The sequence below is a fragment of the Hyphomicrobiales bacterium genome (assembly GCA_002869065.1).
Taxonomy (GTDB): Bacteria; Pseudomonadota; Alphaproteobacteria; order Rhizobiales; family Rhodobiaceae; genus Rhodobium.
Genome location: PKTR01000003.1, coordinates 186,228 through 211,558, shown reverse-complemented (window position 1 = coordinate 211,558; position 25,331 = coordinate 186,228). Strand labels below are relative to the sequence as shown.

Genomic DNA, 25,331 nt, shown 5'->3' with positions numbered 1-25,331 from the left:
GCCTTCTTGCGTGAGTCAGGCCGATTTAAGCCAGCGGCGGGGATCCGTTTCGCCGGTTCGGTCACGGGCGCCCGACAGCGCTTCGCACAGGCCGGCGATCGCGTCGAGCGAATGGATGGCGCGGAACTCGTCGACATGGGGCAGCATGGCGCGCACGCCACGGGCGCGTGCCTCGAAGCCGTCGAAGCGCAGCAGCGGATTGAGCCAGACCAGCCGCCGGCAAGAGCGATGCAGCCGGTCCATCTCGTGGGCGAGGTCTTCATCCGAATCCCGTTCCAGCCCGTCGGTGATCAACAGCACGATCGGCCCGCCGCTCAGCACGCGGCGCGACCAGTGGCGGTTGAAGTCGTGGATGGCGGCGGCGATGCGCGTGCCGCCGGACCAGTCGGCGACCTGATCGGAGCAGGCGGCGAGCGCCTCGTCGGGATCCTTCATGCGCAATTGCCGGGTGACATTGGTCAGCCGGGTGCCGAACAGGAAGGTGTGGACGCGGCGGCGATGTTCGGTCAGCGCGTGCAGGAAATGCAGGAAGACGCGGCTGTACTGGCTCATGGAGCCGGAAATGTCGCACAGCGCGACGATCGGCGGGCGCACGACATCGGGCTTGCGCTGGCGGATGGCGATGATATCGCCGCCGGCGCGCAGGCTCGCACGCATCGACCGGCGCGGATCTATGCGGCGCCCGTAAGGAGCCGGTACGAGCCGTCGGGTGGGCACCGCGTCGATCGGCATGATCAGCGCCTGCAGCGCCTTTTTGGCGAGCGCGATCTCGTCGGCATCCATCTGCGCGAAATCCTTCTTCTGCAGGACTTCGCGGCCCGATACGGTCAGCTTGGCGTCGATCTCGATCTGCGGCTTGTCGACGTTGGTCGGCTGTTCGCGCCCCTGCGACAGGGCCTTGGCGACGCGGGCCGCACCCGCCTTCGGCTTTTCGGTGTTGGCGCGCGGCGGGGCGACCGGCGACATCAGCGCGATCAGCTTGCTCACCAGGCCGCGCGAGCGCCAGTAGATGCGGAAGGCTTCGTCGAAGACGGCGCGGTGTTCGCGCTTCGACACGAAGACCGCGTGCAGCGTCCAGTAAAGGTCTTCGCGGTTGGCGATTCCGGCGGTTTCGACCGCGCGGATCGCGTCGATGACCTTGCCCGGCCCGACCGGCAACCCGGCATCGCGCAGGGTGCGGCCGAAAAAGACGATGTTGTCGGCAAGCTTGCCGCCGGTTGCCGGCGGCTCGAAGGGTGTCTGAGCTGCCCCGCCGGCACCGTCGTCGATCATGCCGGCACCGTCAGCTCGCGACGGATCTCCTCGACCATCTGATGCGCCTTGGAGCCGTGAATGCGTTCGATGTCGTCCTGGTATTTCAGCAGCACGCCGAGGGTGTCGGAGACAATCGCGGGATCGAGCGCGAGCTGGTCGAGTTCGGTCAATGCCGTCGCCCAGTCGAGCGTCTCGGCAACGCCCGGCTGCTTGAACAGTTCCTCGTCGGCGCGCAGCTTCTGGACGAAGGCAACGACTTCCTTCGACAGCCGTTCACCGGCGCCGGGCACCTTGAGGTGGACGATCTCCAGTTCGCGTTCGGCGTTCGGATAGTCGACCCAGTGATAGAGGCAGCGGCGCTTCAGCGCGTCGTGGATCTCGCGGGTGCGGTTGGTGGTGATCAGCACGATCGGCGGCTCGCTGGCGCGTACGGTGCCGATTTCGGGGATGGTGACCTGATTGTCGGCGAGCACTTCGAGCAGGAAGGCTTCGAAGGCCTCGTCGGCGCGGTCGAGTTCGTCGATGAGGAACACCGGCGCGCCGGTCATGGTCGGTTCGAGCGCCTGCAGCACCGGGCGCTTGATCAGGAAGCGCTCGGAGAAGATGTCCTTGCCGAGCAGGTCGCGGTCGGTCTCGCCGGCGGCCTCGGCGAGCCGGATCTCGACCATCTGCGCGGCATAGTTCCACTCGTAGACGGCGCTCGAGACGTCGAGACCCTCATAGCATTGCAGGCGGATCAGCGGCCGGTTGAGCGAGGAGGACAGGACCTTGGCGATCTCCGTCTTGCCAACGCCGGCCTCGCCCTCGAGAAACAGCGGGCGGCGCATCGACAGCGACAGGAACAGCACGGTCGCGAGAGACCGGTCGGCGACGTAGCCGGCCGCGCGAAGCATGGCCAGCGTGTCTTCGATAGAGCCTGGAAGCGCGGTCTCCTCGGTGGTCATGCTGGCGTATCCTCCCGGTTTTGCTTGTCGGATCACTATAGGGCAATCGCGGCGTTGTTTCTTCCGCCATCTTGGGAAAAAATCGCCGGCAATGACACTACGAATCCGGCCATTGTGGTCGGGTTTCACAAGGAAACGGGGAACGGCCATGATGATCACCACCGATGACGGCACCGAGCTCTACGCGGAACTCTCCGGCGCGGACGACCTGCCGGTGGTGATGTTCTCCAATTCGCTCGGCACGTCGCTGGAGCTCTGGGACGATCAGATGGCGGCCTTTTCCGGCCGGTTCCGCATTCTTCGCTACGACGATCGCGGTCATGGAAGATCCTCGGCGCCGGCCGGCCCGTACACGCTCGACCGGCTGGGCCGCGATGTGATCGCCGTTCTCGACGGGCTCGGCATCGACAAGGTCGACTGGGTCGGGCTGTCGAAGGGCGGCATGCTCGGCATGTGGCTGGCCACCAACGCGCCGGAGCGGGTCGGCAAGCTGGTTCTGGCCGACACATCGGCACATATGCCGACGCCGGAGATGTGGGCCGAGCGGGCCGAGACGGCGCGCGAGAAGGGGCTCGCGGCGATGGCGCCGGCAACACTGGAGCGCTGGTTCACCGAGCCGTTTCGTGCGGCCAACCCCGACGTTATCGAACGGATACGGGCGATAATCCTCGCGACCTCGGTGGAAGGCTATGCGGGCTCGTGCGAAGCGATCGGCGGCATGGACCAGCGCGAGACGATCAGGGCGATCACCGCGCCGACGCTGGTCGTCGTCGGCGAGCAGGATCCGGGAACGCCGGTCTCGCATGCCGAGGCAATCGTTGCCGCGATCCCGGGTGCACGGCTGGCCGTGCTGGCGGATGCCGCCCATCTCAGCAATGTCGAGCAGGCGGCGGCCTTCAACGAGACGGTGCTTTCGTTCCTGACGGCATGACTGCGGCAAACATCCGCTTGACGCGCGTCGGGCAAGCGACGACCGTGTGATCCAATGACGCCACGAGTCCCCGGACAGAACCGGGGTGTTCGAAAAGAACGTCGTACCGGGAGGCACCATGCGCCGCACGCCGAATATCGTCTTCGCCGCACTCTTTTTCGCAAATACGACTTCGGCTTTTGCCGAGGCGGACGATTCCGCATTGCTTGAACGGGGAAGGGAACTGGCGACGAGCCTGTGCGGGTCGTGCCATGCGGTTGGTACCGATGATGCCAGCTCGGTCGAGGGGGCTCCGGCCTTTCGCGATCTCGGCCAATCCTATCCGGTCGATGATCTCAGCGAGGCGCTTGCCGAGGGCATTGTCACCGGTCATGAGGACATGCCGGAGGTGGCGCTGGAGCCGGCCGATATCGATGCTCTGCTCGGCTACATTGAACATATTCAGAAGTAATTACATTCCAGTTCGCAGGAATGTTGGCGGCTGTTCTGCTGTCACAACTTTGCGATTATCGTCGTTATCTACTTGACCTTCCGGGGGGTGGAAGCCCTTTACTTGGTAGTCCCGCCAGGGTCTCGGCGGGCAACCAAAATGGACGATCAGGGATGAACATTGGCGATGCCGCGCAGGCCTGTGGACTGCCGGCCAAAACCATTCGTTATTACGAGGAGATCAAGCTGGTCTCGCCGGCGCGGCGCAACAACGGATATCGCGATTACAGCGATGCCGACATTCACAGGCTGCGTTTTTTGCAGCGTGCCCGCGGGCTCGGATTTTCCATCGATGATTGCCGCCAGCTGCTTTCGCTTTACGACGACAAGAACCGGGCGAGTGCCGACGTCAAGGCTTTGGCGCGCACCCGGATTGCCGAGATCGATGCCAAGGTGGCCGAACTGCAGTCGCTGCGCGCGACGCTGAACGAATTGGCCGAAGCCTGCCACGGGGACGATCGGCCGGACTGCCCGATTCTCGAAGGGCTCGCGGGGAGTGAGAAGGGGTGTTGCGATGACTGAGCGCAACGGGTCTTCGAAAGGGACCCTGGTCGCTCTCGCCGCCGCCGTGGTCGTCGCGGGCGGTGCAATCGCCTGGCAGCGGCTCGCTTCTGATGCAAACGCGCTCGACCATGTGGTCGAAATCTCGATGCCGCCGCTTTCGGGCGCGGCGGCGACGGGGCAGGCGCTGTTCAGCGAGAACTGCTCGTCCTGTCACGGTGAAAACGCTGTCGGAGGCGCGGGCGGGCCGCCGCTCGTTCACAACATCTATGAACCCAACCACCATGGCGACGTCGCGTTTCACCGGGCCGTGCAGATCGGTGTGATGCCGCATCACTGGAAGTTCGGGGCGATGCCGCCGGTGCCCCATGTGCGGCCCGATGAGGTCGAAAGCATCATCGCCTTCGTGCGTACGCTGCAGCGGGCAAACGGTATTTATTGACGGACGGGGGTGAATTGCAGTGCCGCTCAGGCGCTGCGAGCGATGGCGTTCTGCGTCTCGTCGACCTGTTCGGTTGCGAAGCGCTCTGAAATCACATCAGCCGTCACCGGTTTCGAGAACAGGAAACCCTGAAGCTGGTGGCATCCGGCGGCCTGCAGGAAGCGATGCTGGCCGGGGGTTTCGACGCCTTCGGCGGTGATCGTGACATCGAGCGCGTCGCCAAGGGCGATCACCGTGTGAACGATCGCGGCGGCCGGGCGCGAGGTTTCGATGTTGCGCAGGAACGAGCGGTCGATCTTCAGCTTGTCGAAGCGGAAGCGCTCCAGATAGCTCAAGCTCGAATAGCCGGTGCCGAAATCATCGAGCGCGATACGGATGCCGTGCTGATGAATGGCGTCGAAGATCGTCGAGGCGGTGTCGGCGTGGTCGAGCACGACGTTCTCGGTGACCTCAATCTCGAGCCGGGTCGGATCGAAGTCCGCCTCCTCGAGGATGGACATGAGGTCTTCGACGAAGCCGGTCTGGCGGATCTGCAGCGGCGAGATGTTGACGGCGAGCGACAGGTGGGGCCAGGCGGCGGCATCGCGGCAGGCGGTCTTGAGCACCCAGCGTCCGATTTCGCCGATCAGCCGGTGCTCCTCGGCAATCGGAATGAACACAGCCGGCGAGACCGGGCCGCGCTCGGGATGGGTCCAGCGCAGCAGTGCCTCGACGCCGACGGCGGTCTTGCCGTCCGAGGTCATCAGCGGCTGATAATTGAGCGACAGCTCGTCATTGGCGATGGCGTTGCGCAGATCGCTGACGATTTCGTGGCGCAGGCGGACGTCCTTTTCCATCGACGGCTGGAAGTGCACCCAGACGCGGCTCTTGTCGCGTTTGGCGTGATGCAGCGCGATGTCGGCACGGCGCATCAATTCTTCGGCCGTGTCGCCGTCCTCCGGCGCCCGCGTGGATCCGATCGCCAGCGAGATCGGGAAGGTGTGTTCGCCGAATTCGAGCGGCTGGTTGAACGCGGCGGTTATCCGCGAGGCGGCACGTTCCATCGCCTCGCGATCGGCATTTTCCGTGCTGAGGATGGCGAACTCGTCACTACCGATACGGGCGATAAGGTCGCCGTCGTGGCAATGGCTGCGCAGGTGCTGCAGAGCCGCGCGGATGATCGCATCACCGGTATCGTGGCCAAGCGTGTCGTTGAATTGCTTGAACTGGTCGATGTCGACATAGATCACCGACGGGCAGCGTCCGCCGTTCTTTGCTTCGGCGAGGGCCGTTTCCAGATGCGTGACGAAGCTGTGCCGGTTCGGCGCCTTGGTCAGCGGATCTGTGAGGGCTTCCGTCAGCGCGCGGTTCTGGCTTGCCTTGAGCTGGGTTGCCGCATCGCCGATGGCGCGCAGGATGAGAATGATCAGGCCGAGGATCAGGGTAACGCCGACCAGCGCGTAGGGCGCGGTGTCGCGGATCCAGTCCTGGCCGGGAAGATCTCGGTCCCAGAGCAGGGTCGCGATGGCGTTGCCGGCCGGGTCGGCGAGTACCGTCTTGGAATGGTGCGGATGTTCATGGTCGGGGTGATCGAGATGAAGGCCCGCCAGTCCAGCGCTTTTGTTGAGGCTGGAGAGCACGGCGTTGTCGATAAACACAACGCTGGCAAGGCGGAAGCTTCCGAGGCCGTCATCGCTGCCGGCTTCGATGTGTTGTCCGCCGGGAACCCAGTTGATCACCACCAGAGCCGGCTTGCCGGCAACGGTCAGGAAGCCCGTGCGGGTTTGGCTCGCCCAGCTTCCTGCGGCCATGCGCCGGGGTACGTCACCCCGCCACGCTTCGCTGGTGAACAGCGGCACGATATCGGACAGGATCGCTTCGGGCTCGACGCGCATGCCGAGCTGTTCGACACCGAATACCAGCGGTTCGCTGTCGCCGTCGGGCAGAATGATCGGTACCAGATGATGCTGCGCCGACATCAGGTGCTGCGCAATCAGTTCGAACAGCTCCCGGCGTTCGGGCTTCTCCTGGAAGTGTTCTGTGCCTTGTGCCTCGTTGACCGCCTGCTGATGTTCGCGGGCAATGCGCTGGCCGAGTTCGTCGAAGGCGACCTGGATTTCGCTGCGGTCGACCATCGTCAGCGACTTGTCGCTGTTCAGCGCAAGGTAGCCGGCGATCAGACCGGTCAGGACGATGATGGCGATGAACAGTGCTGCGACCGGGGCGAGAACATGAAGACTGACCGATTTCTTGTAATCGGTGTCGATGCCCACTTTCTGGCGCGCGGAATTTCCCTCGGCCAAGTCCCTGTCCCCTGGTTTTCTACCAACTGGCAGCGGACTTTAGGCCTAATGTGTAAAAGAATTCCCGCAGGAAACTGGTAAATCCTGGGTGATTATTTGAGGTTAAGGAAGGTTTTCCGGTTGAAGGTCAAATAAGTTTCAACCCGCGGAAACTGGCGTGGCCGTCGCGCCCGACGATGATGTGATCGTGCACGGCAATGCCGAGCGGCTCGCCGATATCGACGATCTGCTTGGTCATCTGAATGTCAGCGCGCGACGGGGTCGGATCGCCGGACGGGTGGTTATGCACCAGGATGATGGCGGTGGCGGAGAGTTCGAGCGCCCGCTTGACGATCTCGCGCGGATAGACCGGCGTGTGATCGACCGTTCCGGTCTGTTGCAGTTCGTCGGCGATCAGCGCGTTTTTCTTGTCGAGGAACAGCACGCGGAACTGCTCGCGGTCGGAAAAGGCCATCGAAGCGCGGCAATGCTCGATGACGGCGCTCCAGGAGGCGAGCACGGTGCGGCCGCGCACCTGGCCGCGGGTGAAGCGGCGTGCCGAGGCGAAGATCAGATGCAGGTCGGTGACGGTCGCCTCTCCGATGCCGGGCACTTCCAGCAGGCGTGCGCGGGGCGCGGCGATCACCTCGGCAAACGAGCCAAACTTCTCCAACAGCGTCTTGGCGATCGGTTTGGTGTCGCGGCGCGGGATCGAGCGGAACAGCACGAGTTCGAGCAGCTCATAGTCGGCAAGAGCGTCCTCGCCGCTTTCGACGAAACGCTGCTTCAGGCGCTGCCGGTGCCCGTGGAAATGGGGTTGGGCGCTCGCTTCGGAAAAACCGGAAGGATCGTCCGGCATCGCCCGCCTCCTCAGGCGCTGGTGTCGTAGGGGGGCTTGTGAAGGCCCTTCGGCGACGTGGTGAAGATCTCGCAGCCGTCCTCGGTGACGCCGATCGAATGCTCGAACTGGGCCGACAGCGAGCGGTCGCGGGTCACCGCGGTCCAGCCGTCGGTCAGCACCTTCACGTTGGGCCGGCCGAGATTGACCATCGGTTCGATGGTGAAAATCATACCCGGCTTCAGTTCCACGCCTTCGCCGCGGCGGCCGTAGTGCAGGATGTTCGGCGTGTCGTGGAACAGCTTGCCGACGCCGTGGCCGCAGAAATCGCGCACGACCGAGCAGCGTTCGGCCTCGACATAGTCCTGAATCACGGCGCCGATGTCGCCGGTGTGGCCGCCCGGCTTGACCACGCCGATGCCGCGCATCAGCGATTCATAGGTGACGTCGATGAGGCGCTCGGCGGCGCGCTTGATCGCGCCGACCGGGTACATGCGGCTGGAGTCGCCGTGCCAGCCGTCGAGAATGAAGGTGACGTCGATGTTGACGATGTCGCCTTCCTTCAGCGGCTTTTCGTTCGGGATGCCGTGGCAGACGACGTGGTTGATCGAGGTGCAGCTGAACTTGGTGTAGCCGCGATAATAGAGCGTCGCCGGCAGGGCGCCGTTGTCCATGCAGAACTTGTAGACGAACTGGTCGATTTCCTCGGTCGTCACGCCCGGCTGCACCAGCGGGGCGACCTCGTCGAGGCATTCCGCGGCCAGTCGGCCGGCGCGGCGCATGCCCTCGAATGCGTCGGGTCCGTGCAGGCGGATCTGACCGGTATTCTTGAGCGGCAGGGTGTCGGCGTCGGCGTAGGTGGTCATGAAGCGGTCGCGTGTCCAGTTTGTTGTTCGGCTGATGGCGGCTCGTCGCCCGGCGCGTTTCATGCGCGTTACTCTTCGTGCTTGGCCGCAATCCTACGACATATAGCCAATTCGTGCGCCGGTTCCAGCCTCTCTTTTCGCGCCAAAGGCCAGCCGGGTCCCGTGTCAGCCCCTCGAAACGTCGCGGATCGGGACCGCATCGGTCACCTCGATCGCCTCCGGGCTGATCGAACAGCGGTAGGCGATTGCCTCCACGCCGCGCTTCAAAGCCTCGTCGAAAGCGGCACCGTAAGCAGGGTCGATGTCGCGGGCGAGGGCCATTTCATCGGCATCGCCGCGCTGAACCAAAAACATCATCACCGCGCGGTGGCCCTGTTCGACCATGTCGCCGAGTTCGACGAGATGCTTGGCGCCGCGCTTGGTGACCGAGTCCGGGAATTCGGCAAGGCCGCTCTGGCGCAGCAGGTGGACGTTCTTGACCTCGACATAGGCGAGCGGGCGATCATCGGATTCGAGCAGAATGTCGACGCGGGAATTGACGCCGTATGTCACTTCGCGGCGCATGCGCTCATAGCCGGTGAGTTCTGCAATGGTGCCGGCCTCGATCGCTTCGGCGACCAGCGCGTTCGGATGTGCCGTCGAGATGCCGACAAGGGTGTCGTCGGCCTCGATCAGTTCCCAGGAATAGGCGAGCTTGCGTTTCGGGTTGTCCGACTTCGACAGCCAGACGCGACTGCCCGGCGCGTTGAGGCCGAGCATCGAGCCGGGATTGGCGCAATGGGCGGTGATCACCTCGCCGCTGTCGAGTTCCACATCGGCAAGGAAGCGCTTGTAGCGCTTGATGAGGCGGCCGGTGGCGAGCGTCTCGGGCAGGCGCATGGCGGGTCCTTCGCTGCGATGTGGGGCCTATTCGATCAGCAGGGCGTCGTCTTCGAGGTCCTGGCCGCGCACCTTGCGGAACATGGCGACCAGATCGTCGACGCCGAGGCCGGAGCGTTGCTCGCCCTTGACGTCGAGGACGATGCGGCCCTCGTGCAGCATGATGGTGCGGGTGCCGACATCGAGCGCCTGGCGCATCGAGTGGGTGACCATCATGGTGGTGAGCCCGTGTTCGGCGACGAGGCGGCGGGTCAGCTCGAGCACGAATTCGGCCATGTGCGGGTCGAGCGCGGCGGTGTGCTCGTCGAGCAGCATCACCTCGCATTTTGCCAGCGTCGCCATGATCAGCGACATCGCCTGACGCTGGCCGCCCGACAGCTGGTCCATGCGGTCGCCGAGGCGGTCTTCGAGGCCGAGGCCGAGTTCGGCGGCGGCCTCGCGGAACAGTGCCCGGCGCGTGGCCGACAGCGCCGAGCCGAACCCGCGGCGGGTGCCGCGGGCCGCGGCGATGGCGAAGTTCTCTTCGATGGTGAGTGCACCGCAGGAACCGGCGAGCGGATCCTGGAAGACGCGGGCGACGAGGGCGGAGCGCTTTGCCGTCGGCCAGCGGGTGACGTCGCGATCGCCGATCACGATGCGGCCCTTGGTCGGCAGTACGTCGCCGGCGACCGCCGACAGGAGCGTCGACTTGCCGGCGCCGTTTGAGCCGATGACGGAGACGAATTCGCCGGTCTCGATCGTCAGGTCGATGCCGCGCAGGGCTTCCTTTTCGAGCGGGGTGCCCTTGGCGAAGGTGATATGCAGGTCTTCGACGCGGATCATTGGGCTGCTCCCTTGCGCAGGCGGGGCAGGATCAGTGCGACGGCGACGAGCACGGCGGTGGCGAGATTGAGGTCGGAGGCCTTGAGGCCGATCACGTCGGCCGACAATGCAAGCTGGATGGCGATGCGATAAAGCACCGAGCCGATGACGCAGCCGATCAGCGCAATCGCGATGCGCCGGCTCGGCAGGATCGTCTCGCCGACGATGACGGCGGCGAGACCGACGACGATTGTGCCGACGCCGGCGGTGACGTCGGCAAAGCCATTGGTTTGGGCGAACAGCGCGCCGGCCAGCCCGACCAGCGCGTTCGACAGCGCAATGCCAGTGAAGACATGAACGCTCGTCGTGATGCCTTGTGCGCGGGCCATGCGCTGGTTGGTGCCGGTGGCGCGCATGGCGAGGCCGAAATCGCTGGCGAGGAAGCGGGCGATGATAACGACGACGACCGCGACCAGCACGGCGAGGAACAGCGGGCGCATGTAGTGATCTGGGATGCCGAACAGGCCGTAGAACGGTGTCAGCACCGTTTCCTCGCCGATGATCGCCACGTTGGGGCGGCCCATGACGCGCAGATTTATCGAGAACAGCGCGATCATGGTCAGGATCGAGGCGAGAAGGTGCAGGATCTTGAAGCGGACATTGAGGAAGGCGGTGACGAGACCGGCCATGGAGCCTGCGATCATCGCGGCAAAGGTCGACAGCCACGGATTGACGCCGGCGAGAATGAGCACGGCGGAGACGGCCGCGCCGAGCGGCAACGAGCCGTCGACGGTCAGGTCCGGGAAGTCGAGAATGCGGAAGGCGAGATAGACGCCAATGCCGACGAAGGCATAGACGAGCCCAAGCTCGACGGCGCCCAAGAATGCGATTTCACTCACGCGGATCCCCTCGCTCGCGCGGTGCGGTCCGGTGAGGCGGGCCGCGAAAACAAAAGACCGGGCGGTTTTTGGCCGCCCGGTCCGTGTTCGTCAAGCGATACCGCTTATTTCACGACCGTGGTCGCGCGGTCGATGACCGCCTGCGGGATGGTGATGCCGACCTTTTCGGCCGCTGCCGGGTTGACCACCAGATTGGTGCCGGCGGCAACGGTGACGGCGATATCGCCGGGCTTTTCACCCTTCAGCACGCGGGCGACGATCGCGCCGGTCTGCACGCCGATGTCGAAATAGTTGAAGCCGATGGCGGCAACGGCGCCGCGCGGCACGGAGTCTGTGTCGCCGGCATAGAGCGGGATCTTGTTCTGCTCGGCGACCTGGATCGCGGCTTCGAGCGCCGACACGATGGTGTTGTCGGTCGGGATGTAGATCGCATCGACCTTGCCGACGAGGGCGCGGGCGGCGGCCTGCACTTCCGACGACTTGGTGGCGGCGGATTCGACGAGTTCGAGGCCGGCGCCCGGCATGCGGGCCTTCAGGCCGTCGATCAGCGACACCGAATTGGCTTCACCCGGATTGAAGATGACGCCGACCTTCTTCACGTCCGGCGTGATTTCCTTCATCAGCGCGATGTGGTCGTCGAGCGGGGAGAAGTCGGACAGGCCGGTAACGTTGGCGCCCGGCTTTTCGGCGTTCGAGATCAGCTTGGCGCCGACCGGATCGGTGACGGCGGTGAACACGACCGGGATATCTTTGGTGCCGGCGACGACGGCCTGCGCGGACGGGGTCGAGATCGGCACGATGACCGACGGGCTTTCGCCGATGAACTTGCGGGCGATCTGGGCGGCGGTGGCCGGGTTGCCCTGCGCCGACTCGTACACGAAGGTCATGTTCTCGTCGGTGAAGCCGGCCTTGTTTAGGGCGTCCTTGACGCCATCGCGGCAGGCGTCGAGCGCCGGATGTTCGACGATTGCGGTAACGGCGACGGTGACCTTGTCGGCGGCCTGCGCCGGCGCGACCAGAGTGGTCGCAGCAGCGAGCGCGATCAAAAGCTTGCGCATGGTGGTGAACTCCTCCCGTTGAACAGCGCGTGACAGGTCCGCCGCAATGGTCGGGGGCGGACCGGCACTCAAGCGAGAGACGATTTTTCGCCGCCGGAGTCAATCGTCAGAGCGTCAATCGTCAGGGTTGCCAGACGGTAAACTCCGGGCAGGCCGTCGGGCCGGTCACAGCCGACCGGCGCGAGGCATCAAAGCCGGCCGGCGCGATAGTCGTCGAAGGCCTGCATGATTTCCTCACGGGTGTTCATGACGAAGGGGCCGCCGCGGGCAACCGGCTCGCGCAGCGGCCGGGCTGCGACGAGCAGCGTCTTCGCGCCCTCCGGGCCGGCGGTCAGGGTGACGCCGTCACCGTCGCCGAGCACGGCAAGGTCACCGGCTTCGAGTGTCGTTGCCGTGCCGTCGCTACCTGCAACTTCGAGCGTGCCTTCATGCACCATGAGGAAGGCGGCGTGGCCTTCTGCGACCGGCTCAGAATGCGCCGCGCCGGCTTTCAAGTGGATGTCGGCAAAGAACGGCTCGGTGGAGATGTCGCGCACCGGACCCTCGGTGCCGCCGGCGGTGCGGCCGGTAATGACGCGCAGCGAGACGCCGTCATGTTCCTCGACCGGCACTTCCGCGCTGTCGAACTCCTGATAGCCGGCCGGCTTCATCTTCAGGGCGGCAGGCAGGTTGACCCAGAGCTGGAAACCCGACAGCAATCCGTCTTCCTGTTCCGGCATTTCGGAATGGATGATGCCGCCGGCAGCGGTCATCCACTGGATGCCGCCCGGTTCGATGACGCCCTCATGGCCCTTGTTGTCCCAGTGGCGCATGCGGCCGTGCATCAGGTAGGTGACGGTCTCGAAGCCGCGATGGGGATGGTTCGGGAAACCGGCGAGATAGTCCTGCGGCTCGTCGGAGTGGAACCAGTCGAGCATCAGGAAGGGGTCGAGCATTTCCAGTTCCGGCTGATGGATGATGCGGCGCATGTTGACGCCGGCGCCGTCGGTGGCCTCGACGCCACGGGTCGTGCGGACGATTGTGCGGGGGTGGGCGGGGGTGAATTCAGCGGTCATGATATCCTCGTGTCGTTGCCGCCGGCTGCGCCTGCGCGATGGCGGACGTGAAAGCCTGTGGCCGATGACGATTTCTCGTTGCCGATGAAATGGTGCTTTTACGCTTGCCGTGAAGCCCGCCCGGACTGAACACAGCGTTCGCTCTCGTGAACAATCCGCGTTCACATCCCCTGAAATAACGGGTGCGGGTCGACAGTCGCGGGCGCCGTCAGACGTCCTTGGCGATTTCCTGAATGCCGAGATAGTCGAGCTTGCCGGTGGCGAGCACCGGAAGACCGTCGACGGCGACGATCCGCTTGGGGATCATCAATTCGGAAATGCCCTGCGCGCGGGCGGTCTGAACGAGCGTTTCGCGGTCGGCGTCCATCTGGTCGGTGACCAGCACCAGCGTTTCGCCCTTTTTCGGGTCAGGCAGGTTGACGACGGCGTGCGCCGCGTCGGGCCAGGCGGTCGAGGCGAAGGCTTCGACAGCGGCCAGCGAGATCATCTCGCCGCCGACCTTGGCGAAACGCCGGGCGCGGCCGCGAATGGCGACAAAGCCGTCGGCGTCGATGGAGACGATGTCGCCGGTGTCGTGCTCGCCGCTGCAGGGTTCCAACACGCCCGGATTGTCGATGCGGTAGTAGCCGGCCATCACGTTCGGGCCGCGCACGATGAGGCGGCCGCAGCCGGGCAGGCCTGGGACCGGCGTCAGATGCGCCTCGATCTTGGGGAACAGGCGACCGACGGTGCCGATACGCTGCGCGGTCGGCTTGTTGCAGGCCAGAACCGGCGAGGTCTCGGTGACGCCGTAGCCCTCGAACAGGTCGACGCCGAATTTCTTGTGCCACAGCTCGCGGGTCTGTTCGCGCACACGTTCGGCGCCGAGCACGACGAGACGCAGCGAGCGCATTTCGTCCGGCTTGGCGATGCGGCCCCAGCCACCGGCGAAGGTGTCGGTGCCGATCAGGATGGTCGATTTCGATTTCGCCAGGGCGCCGGGGATCTGCTTGTAGTGCAGCGGCGAGGGGTAGAGTTCGACCATGATGCCGGCAAACAGCGGCAGCATAAGCCCGATGGTCAGGCCGAAGGAATGGAACACTGGCAGCGGGTTGAAGATGCGATCGTCTTCGTTGAGGTCGAAATAGGCGATTGCCTGGGCGGCATTGGCCAGTACGTTGGCGTGGGTGAGGGCAACGCCCTTCGGCAGGCCCTCGCTGCCCGAGGTGAACAGGATGACGGCGACGTCTTCCGGTTTCGCGGCCTTGCGGCGCATGCCGCCTTCGCCGAAGCGGGCGCGCAAGAGGCCGCCGACCTTGTCGAGCGTGCCGATGGTGGCGCGGACATCTTCCAGCCAGATGATGCGGCGCGAGTGGCCGAGCGCGGTGACGACATCGTCGAGGCCGGCCAGTTCGACGAAGCGGCGCGAGGTGACGATGGTTTCGACGGCCGCTGCCGTGCAGGCCGCCTGCAGATTGCGCAGGCCGGCGGAGAAATTCAGCATTGCCGGGATGCGGCCGACCGATTGCAGGCCGAAGAAGGTCGCGGCGACGCCGGCGACATTCGGCAGCATGACGCCGACATGCTCGCCCGGTTCGGTCAGCGCTTCGAGCTTCCTGCCGAGAATGGTGGCGGCGAGCACCATCTTGTCGAGGGTGAGAACCTGCCCCTCGGCGTCTTCCAGCGCGACGTGGTCGCGGCCGAAACGGGTACGGGTGTCGAGCAGTGCTTCGAACAGCGAGCGGTTCCAGAAGGCGGGATCGATCGGTCGTGGCGGCTCGGGCGCGTGATAGACCTTGTCAGGATCGATACCGGGTGCCGCGCCCGGTGCCGCCTTTTCGGATGTCGGACAGTGCTCCGTCGACGGGTGCTGCCCGTTTTCGCGCAGGATTTCTCCCGCGCCTGCTGAATGATCTGTCATTGTGCCTTCGCACGCGTCTCAAGGCCGCCGGTCTTGTCGATGCCCGATGCGGCCGGTCCCGATGCGCTTCCCCGTATTTTCGAGCCCGTTCACCCGTTGCCGGTTTTTCCAGACTTTGCTCGACGGAGTTTGCCGCTTTCCGGCCCGATTGCCAAGGGAAATCCCAGGGAAACGTTGCGTCAATCCGCCCATATCTGAGGGACTTAGGGGGAATTTCGGAGGCCTGCGGTATCTGCCCCAGCGTCAGTTCGGGGTCAGATCAGGAAGCTGTCCTCGGTGATGTTGCCGCTGAAAGCGGGCCCGAACGTGTCGTCGGCGGCATGGTCGATGCTGGCGATCACCCAGTCGCCGGTGGTGTTTTCGATCAGCACGGAGCCGCCCTTCTTGAGAACCGCGTCGGGTGCCATCAGCACGAGGCCGGTGGAGAGCGTCGTGCCCTCCGTGCCGGTGACCACCTTGTCGATGTCGAAGGAGCGCAGGTCGATGCGGTCGTTGCCGTTGAAGTGTTCGAAGGTGAAGGTCTTGGCCGGGTCGCCATTGTCCGACCAGTCGCTCCAGTCGGTTCGGTCGACAATGGCAATGCGATCCTTGCCGCCACTGGTGTCGATGGTGACGTCGCTGGCGCGCGCCTTGACGTTGTTGATGACGAGCGTCACGCGGTCGTTGCCTGAGGACAGGTCGATTGTGCGTATGTCGTTGCCGAAAACGCGGGCGAGGCCGCCGAGCGCGTCGTCTATGGCGAGATGTTCGATGTTGGCGGCGCGCAGGGTGCCGGCGTCGCGCATGATCAGGAAATCGTTGCCGGATCCGGGCCGTTCGACGAGTTTGTCGTTGCCGCCGGAGTAGACGTAGCGGTCGTTGCCGCCGCCGCCGCTGAGCGTGTCGTTGCCGGCGCCGCCGTCGAGCCAGTCACTGCCGCCACCGCCGAACAGGGCGTCGTTGCCGCCAAGACCGATGAGGCCGTCATTGCCGCCATTGCCGCTGAGCCGGTTGGCGTGCACCGAGCCGATCAGGAGGTCCTGGTTGTTGCCGCTGTCGTCGTGAGCCGTGCCGTCGCCGGTGAGGCGACGGTTGCCGCTGCTCGCGACCTGCAGCTCCTCGAAGCTGAAGGCCGGGCCGATATCGAACACGGCTTCGAGCTTTGCGACCGCCGGGGCGTATTCGTCGAGGATCGAGGCGATGCCGGCGACGCCCTTGGTTACGCCGGCGCTGACGGGATCGAAGCTCGCCTCGTAGCTGAGAATGTCGTCGCGGTGATCGGCATACATGCGGCCGATCTTCATTGCCTCGGCCTTGCTCGGGCTGTCGTCGTCGAACAGGTCGAAAGTGTCGGCCTCGACGTAGCGGCGATTGGCGATGCCGAGGCTCTCGCTGCCGTTCGAATTGTAGCGGATCTCGTACCAGGCCTCGGCGCGGTTGCCGTTCTGGATCGCGGCGGTCAGCTTCGGGCCGATCAGGGCCGGGCTGTTATAGGCGAGGGTGAACAGCGCGACGCGTTCTTCGGAGTCCGGGATATCGCCGAGTTTGGCGGTGACGATATCCTCGTATTCGGTGCTTACGGTGGCAAGCGCGGCCTTGATCTGGGCTGTCGTCGCAAATGCAAAGGTGGTCGGGACGTCGCTGTCGCGGGTGTTGTGCCACTCCCGCATGACCGCATTCAGGCGGTCTTGAAGTAGCGTGTTCTGGCCCGAGCTGAAGCCGGCATCGATGACCGCCTGCAGCCGGTTTTCGAGCGTCTGGCTCCAGTGCGCGTTGCCGACGATCGCGCGCAGTACCGTGCCGAGATGATATTCGAGATTGAAGCCGATGCCGATGGTCGGTGCCGGCGGCGATGCGGTGTCGAGATAGGGTGTCTTCACGACCCCCTCGAGCAGGACAAGCGTATCGTAGCGCTGGTTGGCGTAGGCGGTTGAGCCGAGCCGGTGCCAGTTGAGCATCGCGATCTCCGTTGGTTCGGAGCGATGATCTCAAAAAGCTCTGGAGAAAACGTGAATCGGGTTGGTGTGGCGGCGCCCTTGCCCCGTCGGACCGTCAGCGTGCGCTGTGCTCCAGCGCCTGCAGTTCGTCCTCGGAAAACACTCGCGAGCGGGTGAGGAAGCGGCGCTCGCGGCCATTGTCGAGCGAAAACATGCCGCCGCGTCCGGGCACCACGTCGAGGATGAGCTGGGTGTGCTTCCATACCTCGAATTGCGGTCCGGAAATGAACACTTCGACGCCGTCGATCTCGCCCAGCTTGATGTCCGTGTCGCCGATGATGAAGTCGCTCGTCGGGTAGCACATCGGGGCTGAACCGTCGCAGCATCCACCCGACTGGTGAAACAGGATGTCGCCGTGATCGGCGCGGATCTCGGCGATCAGCTCGCGGGCGGCGGGTGTCGCGGTCACCCGTGCGAGCGGCTCGGTGCCGGGCAGCGGCGCGCCGTTTGTGGCGCAGGAGATGGGGGTGTCGTTCATGACCGTCTCCGGTTTGTCGCGGCCGCCCATCGGGCCCCCCGAAGGGGGCCCGCGCGAGAGGCCTCGCGGAGAGGGGAGAAGTGCGGACTTCTCCCGGGGGATATCAGAAGAAGCCGAGCTTCTTCGGGTTGTAGCTGACCAGCAGGTTCTTGGTCTGCTGATAGTGGTCGAGCATCATCGAATGGGTCTCGCGGCCGATGCCCGACTGCTTGTAGCCGCCGAAGGCCGCATGGGCGGGATAGGCGTGGTAGCAGTTGGTCCATACGCGGCCGGCCTGAATGTTGCGGCCGAAGCGGTAGAGGCGGTTGGCATCGCGGCTCCACACGCCGGCGCCGAGGCCATAGAGCGTGTCGTTGGCGATGTGCAGGGCTTCGTCCTCGTCCTTGAAGGTGGTGACGGAAACCACCGGGCCAAAGATTTCTTCCTGGAAGATGCGCATCTTGTTGTTGCCATGGAAGACGGTCGGCTTGATGTAGAAACCGCCTTCGAGGTCGCCACCGAGATGGTTGCGCTCACCGCCCGACAGCACTTCGGCGCCTTCCTGACGGCCGATGTCGATGTAGGAGAGGATCTTCTCCATTTGCTCGGACGAGGCCTGCGCGCCGATCATGGTTTCGGGATCGAGCGGGCTGCCCTGCTTGATGGCGGCGACGCGGGCGAGGGCTCGTTCCATGAAGCGGTCGTAGATCGATTCCTGAATGAGGGCACGCGACGGGCAGGTGCACACCTCGCCCTGGTTCAGCGCGAACATCACGAAGCCTTCGATCGCCTTGTCGAAGAACTCGTCGTCGGCGGCCAGCACGTCCTCGAAGAAGATGTTCGGCGATTTGCCGCCGAGTTCGAGCGTCACCGGGATGAGGTTCTGCGAGGCGTACTGCATGATCAGTCGGCCGGTGGTGGTTTCGCCGGTGAAGGCGATCTTGGCAATGCGCGGGCTGGAGGCGAGGGGCTTGCCGGCCTCGAGACCGAAGCCGTTGACGACGTTGAGCACGCCGGCGGGAAGCAGGTCGCCGATCAGTTCCATCAGCACCATGATCGAGGCCGGGGTCTGTTCGGCCGGCTTCAGCACCACGCAGTTGCCGGCGGCGAGCGCGGGCGCGAGCTTCCACACCGCCATCAGCAGAGGGAAGTTCCACGGGATGATCTGGCCGACGACGCCGAGCGGCTCGTGGAAGTGATAGGCGATCGTGTAGTGGTCGATTTCCGACAGCGTGCCTTCTTGCGCGCGGATGCAGCCGGCGAAATAGCGGAAGTGGTCGATGGCGAGCGGCAGGTCGGCCGCGGTCGTCTCGCGGATCGGCTTGCCGTTGTCCCAGGTTTCGGCGCGCGCCAGAAGGTTGAGGTTTTCTTCCATCCGGTCGGCGATGCGGTTCAGCACATAGGCGCGCTGGGCGACGTTGGTCTTGCCCCAGGCGTCCTTGGCGGCGTGGGCGGCATCAAGCGCGGCCTCGATGTCGGCGGCGTCGGAGCGGGCGATCTCGCAAATCACCTTGCCGGTGATCGGCGAGGTGTTTTCGAAGTAGCGACCGCTTTTCGGCGCGACAAACTTGCCACCGATGAAGTTGTCGTAGCGGGCTTTGAAGGGCGCAGCGGCATGATCCGCGATCTGCGGCACAACATTCATGGATATTCCTCCCAGGGTTTTCGGGCTTTGTGCCCGTGCACTTCGGGAGGATGTGTAGTCGGCTTTTGAAAGTCAGGATGGGCGCGGCACTTGGCTTCGCAAGCCTGTCTCAGATGTGAGACACATCAGCCGTCATTTTCGCTGAGACCGAGCCGTTTCATGCGCCGGTAGAGGGTTGCTCGGCCGATTCCGAGTTCGCGAGCGGCCGCCGAGACGTTGCCGTTTGCCCGTATCAGTGCCTGCTTGACGGTCGAGCGTTCCGCCTTCTGGAAGCCTGATCCGTCGGTATGGCCTTCGAGCAGATCTGCCGCCGGACGGGGCTGAAGGGCCGGTTCGCTGCCGAGATCATAGGCGCGGCGGGCGGCGCGGTTGGCACCGACGACGATGTCGTCTTCGTCGACGGCAATCAGGATGGCATCGCCGGTTTCGTCGCTTTCGGCGACGATGACGCGGGATCGCGGGAAGGATGCGCGGAAGAAGTCGGCTTCGATCTGGCCGGCCATCTGCGCCACCATCGCCGCGATCAGGCGGTTGAAATCCTCAGTCTTGTCGGTGCGGGCGGACGACACGTCGAGCGCGGCGATGACACGGCCGTCGGCGCCGAAGATCGGTGCGTCCATGCAGCTCAGATCGGTATTGCGGGCGAAGAAGTGCTCGTCACGATGGATGATCAGCCGGCGCTTTTCGGCAAGGCAGGTGCCGATGCCGTTGGTGCCTTCGGCGGCCTCGCTCCACATCGCGCCGCGCCACAGACCCCATTTCCGGAACACCTGCGCATCGGCTTCGCTGCAGCGCTGATCGAGGATGACGCCGTCGGCGTCGGTCAGGAGCACGCCGCATCCCGACGAGCCGACCAGCGTGTAGAGCCGGTCGAGTTTGGGGGCGGCGATGGTCAGAAAGCGTTCGAGCTTTTCGCACTTTTCTTTCAGCGCCGGCTCATCGAGCCGTTCGGGCGCGCGGTGTTCCGCGGGGTCGAGGCCGTGCGTGACGATGGATCGGCGCCACGATGCTGCCAGCCGCGATTGTGCCGCGGCGGACTTCGACTGGGCCGTCTCGATGACCTTTTCGGTATGGCGTGCGTTCAAGGCGGGCCGTCCTCCCGTCGCCCTGTCCCGGCGCGCTTGTGCTCGCGCGTTTTGCCAAGGGTGGACAGTTTGTCACAGGAGATGGACAGTGCGCAATCTACCGGTGCGTGTCGGGTGCGCGACGCGGCTGCGGCCGATGCTTCGCCTGACGGAAGGGCGGTTGGCGGCATGTCGGGTTCGCGTTAAATTCGAGTGGTGCACCGGAAGGCTTTTCTATGGTTGTGTCCTGAGAGCTGTAGCCGAGAACGGACAGGGGGAATGCCGTTGCGCGCTGACGACATGAGATCGGCATACGGCAGGCTTCGCTCAGGCGAGCGGACGATGGTGTCTGCTCTGGCGCTCGCCAATTCGCCCGACCTCATTCGTCAGGCATATGGTGCCCGAACTCTGCAACGGGCCAATCGCGCGGCAATGCTCGATATCGAATTGTTGCAGGACGACGCCTGCTTCATTCCGCACGCGACGATGGCGACCTTCTTCAAGGAGGTCGAAGCATGTGTGGGCGATGCGTATTTCGGGCTCGAGCTGGCACAGGTCCAGACGGCGCAAACCTACGGCGTGTGGGGCGACTACGTCTATCAGGCCGGCTCGCTTGGCGAGGCGATCAATCGCGCGATCCACACGATCGGCTATCACAGCCGCGGCGACCAGGTCTCGCTGGCGGCGGGAAACGGCATTGCGCGCTTCAGCTATCTGAGCGCCGCGCGGCATCTGGACGGCTACACCACCGTTGCGATCGGAACGGCGGCGATCATGCAGAATCTCTGCCGGGCGTTCATGCCACGTGGCTGGCGGCCGGTGCGTATCGAGCTCGATATCCCGCGCCCGTCGCGCGGCGCCCGGTTCGAGGACGCGTTTCAATGTCCGATCGTGTTCGATGCGAGGGCGGTCAGTGTTGTCTTTGAAACCGAGCCCTTGCTACGCGCCTCGGGGCGCCGCGCTGCGCCGCAGACATTGACCATAGACGATCTGGCGCGGGCGCGGACGTTGAGTGCGAGCCCGAGAAGTCTCGCCGACGATGTCGCCGCCCATATCCGGGTGCAGATACTGGCGGGAACGGTATCGCTCGACGCAGCGGCAAGGGCGTTCGAGACCAGTACGCGGTCGCTGCAGCGCGGGCTCAATCAGGACGGCACCGACTTCCGCAGTCTGGTCAATGCCACGCGTGTGATCCGCGCGAAGGAATTGCTGCGCGGTACGACGAATTCGGTCACGGAGATTTCGGTTCAGCTCGGGTATTCGTCAGCGGCCCATTTCGCCCGCGCCTTTCGCCGCGAAACCGGTATGTCGCCGCAGCAATACCGCTTTCCTTGAACATTCCCGAGGACGGAAATGGCAACGGGGCGGCATCGTTTCCGACGCCGCCCCGGCCGGTGTTCAGGACTGCCTGAACCGATCAATCGTGCAGATGCGGTGCGATGAGCACGGCTTTTTCCGGGCGGTAGCGATCGAACATGTCGAACAGCTTGTCGGCGTCTTCGGCGGAACCGTGCTTGACCTCGATTTCGCCGGCCGCGATCAGATCGCCGACCTCGTCGGTGCTGAGTGCGACCTTGGCCCAAGTCGCGCCGGAGAGTGCAAGCGTGACGTCCGCATCACGCGGATAGGCGTCCAGATCGTTGACGAACTCGACGACGGCTCGCCGGATGTGCAGGCCGACGACCGATTTTGCGCCATCGGTGAATTCGAGCCGGATCAACTTGTCGGTTTCGCCGCTCTTTTCGGGATCGATGCGGACACGGAAGTAGTCAACGGTGGCAGCAGGCGCCGCGGCGATGCTGGCCGGTTGCGGCGGAATGAGACGGGGCAACGTGATCTTGCCCTCAAGCGCCAGGGCCTGGGTCAGGAGATGCGAGCGGGCATTCGCGCCGGTGGCGAGATAGCCGAGTTGGCGCAGCACCTTGGCCTTGAACGCACGAACGTCCTTGTCCTTGTCGTCGAGCTTGTAGAGGTAATTCACAAGCTGCGCGGACCAGGCATATTCCTTCTTCTCGAACGCGGCCTTGGCAGCCTCCAGAACCTTGTCGCGTCCGCCGATCAGGGCGACGATCCGCTCGGCTTCTTCGTTAGGCGAGGGCCGGAAGATCGTCGCGGCGTCGTTGTTGTACCAGCCGACGGCGTAGTAGTAGATCGCCGGTGTCTGGAACGACAATTCGCCGTAGCTCTGGAAGTTGTGCGGGTCGGCTTCCAGATATTCCGGCATCTTGATCGTGTTGCGCAGATCCTCCGGGCCGTAGCCGCCGAGGATGTGGCGCAGCGTCTGGTCGAGGGTGAATGCGATGCCGTCGGCATAGGCGTTCAGCGTCTCGTGGATCTGGTCCTTGCCGACAATCGGGCGATGCGCATAGCCGACGAGAACCTCCGGTTCGAGATCGCGCATGAGGCGGACCAGCTTCATCCACTCGCGGGCGTCGCGGAACAGGTCGCCGCGGATCGAGTACATATTCGGCGGCGTAGCCCACAATCCGTTTTCAATGAGGATCTTGCGGTCGGGCAGCCACACCGTGGTGTGCACCTTGTCGTCGGTGCCGTATTTGGTGAAGAACTGCATCTTGATGCCGAGAACGTCGATGATCTCGCCATCCTCGACCGGCCGGTTGACCGGCAGGAACGCCAGTTCGCCTGCCGACAGGTTGGTCGGGCTGAACCAGGCATCGGGTCCTTCGGCGGGGAGGAAGAAGTTGAACTGCTGCAGCGCGCGGGCGGTCAATAGCGGGCTGATTTCCGGAAAGAAAGCTGGTGCGCCACCGGCGGTCATGTTCTCTTCGACGACCGCATTGAGGTTCGGGTGTCCGTAGACCGTCGCCTCATTGTTTTCGGCGAGAATACCGGCGCCGAACGGATAGTGGGAATGCCCGTAGACGATCGCCTTGACCGGCTTGTCGGTAAAGGTGCGGATCGCCTTCAGGAGGTTTTCACCGTCCTTCTTGGTGTCGCCGGTATCGAAGACGATGAGGCCGTCCTCGGCTTCCACGACGATGCAGGCGGAGATGAGATAACCACCTAGCACGTAGACGCCCTTCGCCGGGTTCTCGATCTCGGGACCGGCCGTCCAACCGGTTTTGGGGAGTTCCTCGACGACTTCCTTGTTGATGATCGCGCCGTTCGGCGCCGTCACCAGTTCGGCAGGCGCGCCCATGTAGCGCGATGACGGCTCGTTTGCGGCGAATACGCCGCCCGACATTGCGACCAGCATTGAGGCGGCCGCGGCAAATGTCGCAACTCGGTTTCCTGCGATCTTCATTTTTCCCTCCATCTTCGAGAAAGGGCCCGGAAATGGTCAGGCTCCCTTTCGCTCCGTTCGGTTGAAGCCGAAGGAGTCGCTGTCGTTGGACGGGGAAATTTTAGCGAAAGCCGCGCTGCTCGATGATCCATTTTGCGCCAGGCAGTGGTTTGCCGGATGCGCGCAGGCCCCTCTTTGGAAGGGGCGGGATGGGCCTCGAGATTTGCGATGAACGCAAGGCGGGCCGGAAATGACAAAGGCCGGCGGATGCCGGCCTTTGCGGTTCGTGTTCTGGCGATTGTCCGCCCTGTCGGATCGTTATTTCACGAGCTCCATGTCGCTCGGCTTCCAGGTCTTGTCGAACCAAGGCTCAAGCGGACCATAGAGCCGCAGAATGACCATGTATCCCTTCTTAGGCATGGTCTGGACCCAGTTGCCTTCCTTGCCCTCCGGGGCCTTCGGGCCGAACCAGACCGTATAGGAGCCATCCTCGTTCGGCTTGACGTCCTCGAGCGTGCTGTCGAGTCCAGCGAGGCGCTGGTCGGTCTCCAGCATCGAACGGTGCTGGGTCGAGTAGACGACGAAGGACCAGAAGTCTTTCGCGGGGATCGGCGCCGGCAGGGTGACCTTGTAGGTCTTGCCGCCGTCGAGATAGGCGCCGGTCGCGTCATGCGGCGTGAAGGCGTAGATCGAACCGGTGCCGACCTGCGGCGAGGCCATTGCCGGCGTGATGCCGGTTGCGGAGTAGTGGAACATCGCCCGGTCGTCGAGGCCGCGCGCGCCATCGCCGAGGAATTCGTGGCTGCCGCCGGCAAAGCTCGTGTACCAGTTGCGGTCCGGGTAGAAATAGAAGCGGTCGCGATCGCGCGGGCGGAAGGTGATGGCGCGAACCGTGGCGTTGCCAACGGCGGCGGCGTCGGTGAGGATCTTCTTCATCCGCGCGTCGGGTTCGAACGGCACGCCTTTCTTGATGCCGATCGCGGCGAACAGACCGGCGATTTCCGGATCGAAGGCATCGGCCGGCTCGTTCTGGACGATCGCGTTCAATTCGTCGAAAAAGGTTACGTCATTGGCGTGCACAGTATTGAGCTGCTTGCCGGAAAAGTTGACGAAGACCTGCTCCGGCGGGTTTTTCGCTTGCGACAGCGGATAGATCCTGGTTCCCGCCTTGACCCCGGCAACAGCAGCTTCCACGCCGGCCTCTGTCACGAAAGCGCGGGCGAAGAGCCAATGTGTGTTGGTCCTGGTCTTGATGACGTGGAAGCCCATCGCCGGGACCGGCCCGTCATAGTGCGGCGGCAGGAACAGGTAGCGCCCTCCGCGACCCTGATCCGGGCCGGTGATGCCGACATCGGTGTCCCAACGGAAGAAGGCATCGTCGACGCCACCGAGAAGGCCCGGCGAAACCTCCATGACGACCGGACCCTGTTTCAGGTCGAGGCAGGTCATCACGTAGACCGTGGTCGAGTTGCCGGTGAGCAGAAGCCCTCTGGCGTCGAGAAGCTCCTCGGTCATGCCGATGGTGTGTGCCGGGATGCCGGCTTCCTCCATACCGTGGCACATGCCATAGATCGAGGCGGCTGGGATGCCGTTTAGGAAGGTTTCGACGGCGCGCGAGAAGTCGATGTTGTCATAGACCTTCTTGACGGTTGCCTCATCGGGCATTCCGTCGAAGAATTTCAGCGTGCCGAGGCGTTCGGTTTCGACGACGTCGGGCGTCGTGATGGATTCAGGCACGTCCGCGGCGTAGGTCTGTGCCTCGGCCGTCGGCGCGCCGGCCAGAAGGCCAAATGCGACCAGGAAGGACAGTGTCGTTTTCATTGTCGG

General features: G+C 64.4%; 22 protein-coding genes. 5 read left to right on the top strand and 17 right to left on the bottom strand.

The features are described 5' to 3' along the window. Positions 1-15 precede the first annotated feature (15 nt). Together C0606_11750 and C0606_11745 are read right to left on the bottom strand one after the other, a co-directional pair. The gene (locus tag C0606_11750) at positions 16-1,272 is read right to left on the bottom strand and encodes a VWA domain-containing protein (protein ID PLX37167.1); all 1,257 of its coding nucleotides are present in this window, start codon (positions 1,270-1,272) and stop codon (positions 16-18) included. Further along, entirely contained in the window at positions 1,269-2,198 is a 930-nt protein-coding gene (locus tag C0606_11745; GenBank protein ID PLX37166.1) for an ATPase, read from the bottom strand. The genes C0606_11750 and C0606_11745 overlap by 4 nt, the downstream gene beginning before the upstream one ends. Positions 2,199-2,346: 148 nt before the next feature. Between C0606_11745 and pcaD the strand changes: the two genes are divergently transcribed. The 4 genes from pcaD to C0606_11725 all read left to right on the top strand — a co-directional run bounded on the left by pcaD (position 2,347) and on the right by C0606_11725 (position 4,561). After that, positions 2,347-3,129 (top strand): 3-oxoadipate enol-lactonase, encoded by a 783-nt coding sequence (gene pcaD, locus C0606_11740; protein PLX37165.1) that lies wholly within the window; start codon positions 2,347-2,349, stop codon positions 3,127-3,129. 118 nt (positions 3,130-3,247) lie between these two features. Further along, on the top strand, positions 3,248-3,580 hold the full coding sequence (locus C0606_11735) for a cytochrome C (GenBank protein ID PLX37333.1): 333 nt from the start codon (positions 3,248-3,250) through the stop codon (positions 3,578-3,580). A 152-nt stretch (positions 3,581-3,732) separates the two neighbouring features. Further along, positions 3,733-4,140 carry a Cu(I)-responsive transcriptional regulator gene (gene cueR, locus C0606_11730; GenBank protein PLX37164.1) on the top strand — a complete coding sequence of 136 codons (408 nt, stop codon included), beginning with the start codon at positions 3,733-3,735 and terminating at the stop codon, positions 4,138-4,140. Beyond that, positions 4,133-4,561, top strand: coding sequence for a cytochrome C (locus tag C0606_11725; protein ID PLX37163.1), 429 nt, complete (start codon positions 4,133-4,135; stop codon positions 4,559-4,561). Before cueR ends, C0606_11725 begins: the two co-directional genes overlap by 8 nt. A 26-nt stretch (positions 4,562-4,587) precedes the next feature. On the opposite strand, the gene C0606_11720 is transcribed toward C0606_11725, so the two are convergent. From C0606_11720 to C0606_11660, 13 genes are all read right to left on the bottom strand, one after another. After that, positions 4,588-6,843 (bottom strand): bifunctional diguanylate cyclase/phosphodiesterase, encoded by a 2,256-nt coding sequence (locus C0606_11720; protein PLX37162.1) that lies wholly within the window; start codon positions 6,841-6,843, stop codon positions 4,588-4,590. A gap of 127 nt (positions 6,844-6,970) precedes the next feature. Continuing rightward, positions 6,971-7,681, bottom strand: coding sequence for a hypothetical protein (locus tag C0606_11715; GenBank protein PLX37161.1), 711 nt, complete (start codon positions 7,679-7,681; stop codon positions 6,971-6,973). Positions 7,682-7,692: 11 nt separating this feature from the next. Continuing rightward, a complete protein-coding gene (gene map / locus C0606_11710) occupies positions 7,693-8,526 on the bottom strand; it encodes a type I methionyl aminopeptidase (protein PLX37160.1) in 834 nt (277 codons plus the stop codon). 165 nt (positions 8,527-8,691) lie between these two features. Then, the gene (locus tag C0606_11705; GenBank protein PLX37159.1) at positions 8,692-9,405 is read right to left on the bottom strand and encodes a DNA/RNA nuclease SfsA; all 714 of its coding nucleotides are present in this window, start codon (positions 9,403-9,405) and stop codon (positions 8,692-8,694) included. Between the two features lie 27 nt (positions 9,406-9,432). Continuing rightward, positions 9,433-10,227: an ABC transporter ATP-binding protein gene (locus C0606_11700; GenBank protein PLX37158.1), complete on the bottom strand. Its 795-nt coding sequence runs from the start codon at positions 10,225-10,227 to the stop codon at positions 9,433-9,435. After that, a complete protein-coding gene (locus C0606_11695) occupies positions 10,224-11,105 on the bottom strand; it encodes an ABC transporter permease (protein PLX37157.1) in 882 nt (293 codons plus the stop codon). Before C0606_11695 ends, C0606_11700 begins: the two co-directional genes overlap by 4 nt. A 104-nt stretch (positions 11,106-11,209) precedes the next feature. After that, the gene (locus tag C0606_11690) at positions 11,210-12,163 is read right to left on the bottom strand and encodes an ABC transporter permease (protein PLX37156.1); all 954 of its coding nucleotides are present in this window, start codon (positions 12,161-12,163) and stop codon (positions 11,210-11,212) included. Between the two features lie 188 nt (positions 12,164-12,351). Next, complete coding sequence (locus C0606_11685) at positions 12,352-13,218, bottom strand: quercetin 2,3-dioxygenase (GenBank protein PLX37155.1); 867 nt, start codon at positions 13,216-13,218, stop codon at positions 12,352-12,354. 208 nt (positions 13,219-13,426) lie between these two features. Next, entirely contained in the window at positions 13,427-15,118 is a 1,692-nt protein-coding gene (locus C0606_11680; GenBank protein ID PLX37154.1) for a 2-acylglycerophosphoethanolamine acyltransferase, read from the bottom strand. A 254-nt stretch (positions 15,119-15,372) separates the two neighbouring features. Further along, positions 15,373-17,055, bottom strand: a complete 1,683-nt coding sequence (locus C0606_11675) for a hypothetical protein (GenBank protein PLX37153.1) — start codon at positions 17,053-17,055, stop codon at positions 15,373-15,375. A gap of 94 nt (positions 17,056-17,149) precedes the next feature. Next, positions 17,150-17,572, bottom strand: a complete 423-nt coding sequence (locus C0606_11670; protein PLX37332.1) for a DUF779 domain-containing protein — start codon at positions 17,570-17,572, stop codon at positions 17,150-17,152. Between the two features lie 103 nt (positions 17,573-17,675). After that, a complete protein-coding gene (locus C0606_11665; GenBank protein ID PLX37152.1) occupies positions 17,676-19,196 on the bottom strand; it encodes an aldehyde dehydrogenase in 1,521 nt (506 codons plus the stop codon). A 125-nt stretch (positions 19,197-19,321) separates the two neighbouring features. Continuing rightward, positions 19,322-20,188, bottom strand: a complete 867-nt coding sequence (locus tag C0606_11660; GenBank protein PLX37331.1) for a Fis family transcriptional regulator — start codon at positions 20,186-20,188, stop codon at positions 19,322-19,324. 351 nt (positions 20,189-20,539) lie between these two features. Here C0606_11660 and C0606_11655 point away from each other — a divergent pair, with 351 nt between their 5' ends. Continuing rightward, a complete protein-coding gene (locus tag C0606_11655; protein PLX37151.1) occupies positions 20,540-21,595 on the top strand; it encodes an AraC family transcriptional regulator in 1,056 nt (351 codons plus the stop codon). Positions 21,596-21,677: 82 nt separating this feature from the next. On the opposite strand, the gene C0606_11650 is transcribed toward C0606_11655, so the two are convergent. Then, positions 21,678-23,420: a hypothetical protein gene (locus C0606_11650; GenBank protein PLX37330.1), complete on the bottom strand. Its 1,743-nt coding sequence runs from the start codon at positions 23,418-23,420 to the stop codon at positions 21,678-21,680. A gap of 402 nt (positions 23,421-23,822) precedes the next feature. Next, positions 23,823-25,325: a hypothetical protein gene (locus C0606_11645; protein ID PLX37150.1), complete on the bottom strand. Its 1,503-nt coding sequence runs from the start codon at positions 25,323-25,325 to the stop codon at positions 23,823-23,825. Positions 25,326-25,331: the final 6 nt, after the last annotated feature.

Bases quoted from the DNA above. Each gene is read 5' to 3' on its own strand.
- C0606_11750 (PLX37167.1), bottom strand. From the start codon at position 1,272: ATGATCGACGACGGTGCCGGCGGGGCAGCTCAGACACCCTTCGAGCCG.
- C0606_11745 (PLX37166.1), bottom strand. From the start codon at position 2,198: ATGACCACCGAGGAGACCGCGCTTCCAGGCTCTATCGAAGACACGCTG.
- pcaD (PLX37165.1), top strand. From the start codon at position 2,347: ATGATGATCACCACCGATGACGGCACCGAGCTCTACGCGGAACTCTCC.
- C0606_11735 (PLX37333.1), top strand. From the start codon at position 3,248: ATGCGCCGCACGCCGAATATCGTCTTCGCCGCACTCTTTTTCGCAAAT.
- cueR (PLX37164.1), top strand. From the start codon at position 3,733: ATGAACATTGGCGATGCCGCGCAGGCCTGTGGACTGCCGGCCAAAACC.
- C0606_11725 (PLX37163.1), top strand. From the start codon at position 4,133: ATGACTGAGCGCAACGGGTCTTCGAAAGGGACCCTGGTCGCTCTCGCC.
- C0606_11715 (PLX37161.1), bottom strand. From the start codon at position 7,681: ATGCCGGACGATCCTTCCGGTTTTTCCGAAGCGAGCGCCCAACCCCAT.
- map (PLX37160.1), bottom strand. From the start codon at position 8,526: ATGACCACCTACGCCGACGCCGACACCCTGCCGCTCAAGAATACCGGT.
- C0606_11705 (PLX37159.1), bottom strand. From the start codon at position 9,405: ATGCGCCTGCCCGAGACGCTCGCCACCGGCCGCCTCATCAAGCGCTAC.
- C0606_11700 (PLX37158.1), bottom strand. From the start codon at position 10,227: ATGATCCGCGTCGAAGACCTGCATATCACCTTCGCCAAGGGCACCCCG.
- C0606_11690 (PLX37156.1), bottom strand. From the start codon at position 12,163: ATGCGCAAGCTTTTGATCGCGCTCGCTGCTGCGACCACTCTGGTCGCG.
- C0606_11685 (PLX37155.1), bottom strand. From the start codon at position 13,218: ATGACCGCTGAATTCACCCCCGCCCACCCCCGCACAATCGTCCGCACG.
- C0606_11680 (PLX37154.1), bottom strand. From the start codon at position 15,118: ATGACAGATCATTCAGCAGGCGCGGGAGAAATCCTGCGCGAAAACGGG.
- C0606_11675 (PLX37153.1), bottom strand. From the start codon at position 17,055: ATGCTCAACTGGCACCGGCTCGGCTCAACCGCCTACGCCAACCAGCGC.
- C0606_11670 (PLX37332.1), bottom strand. From the start codon at position 17,572: ATGAACGACACCCCCATCTCCTGCGCCACAAACGGCGCGCCGCTGCCC.
- C0606_11665 (PLX37152.1), bottom strand. From the start codon at position 19,196: ATGAATGTTGTGCCGCAGATCGCGGATCATGCCGCTGCGCCCTTCAAA.
- C0606_11655 (PLX37151.1), top strand. From the start codon at position 20,540: ATGCCGTTGCGCGCTGACGACATGAGATCGGCATACGGCAGGCTTCGC.
- C0606_11650 (PLX37330.1), bottom strand. From the start codon at position 23,420: ATGGGCGCGCCTGCCGAACTGGTGACGGCGCCGAACGGCGCGATCATC.
- C0606_11645 (PLX37150.1), bottom strand. From the start codon at position 25,325: ATGAAAACGACACTGTCCTTCCTGGTCGCATTTGGCCTTCTGGCCGGC.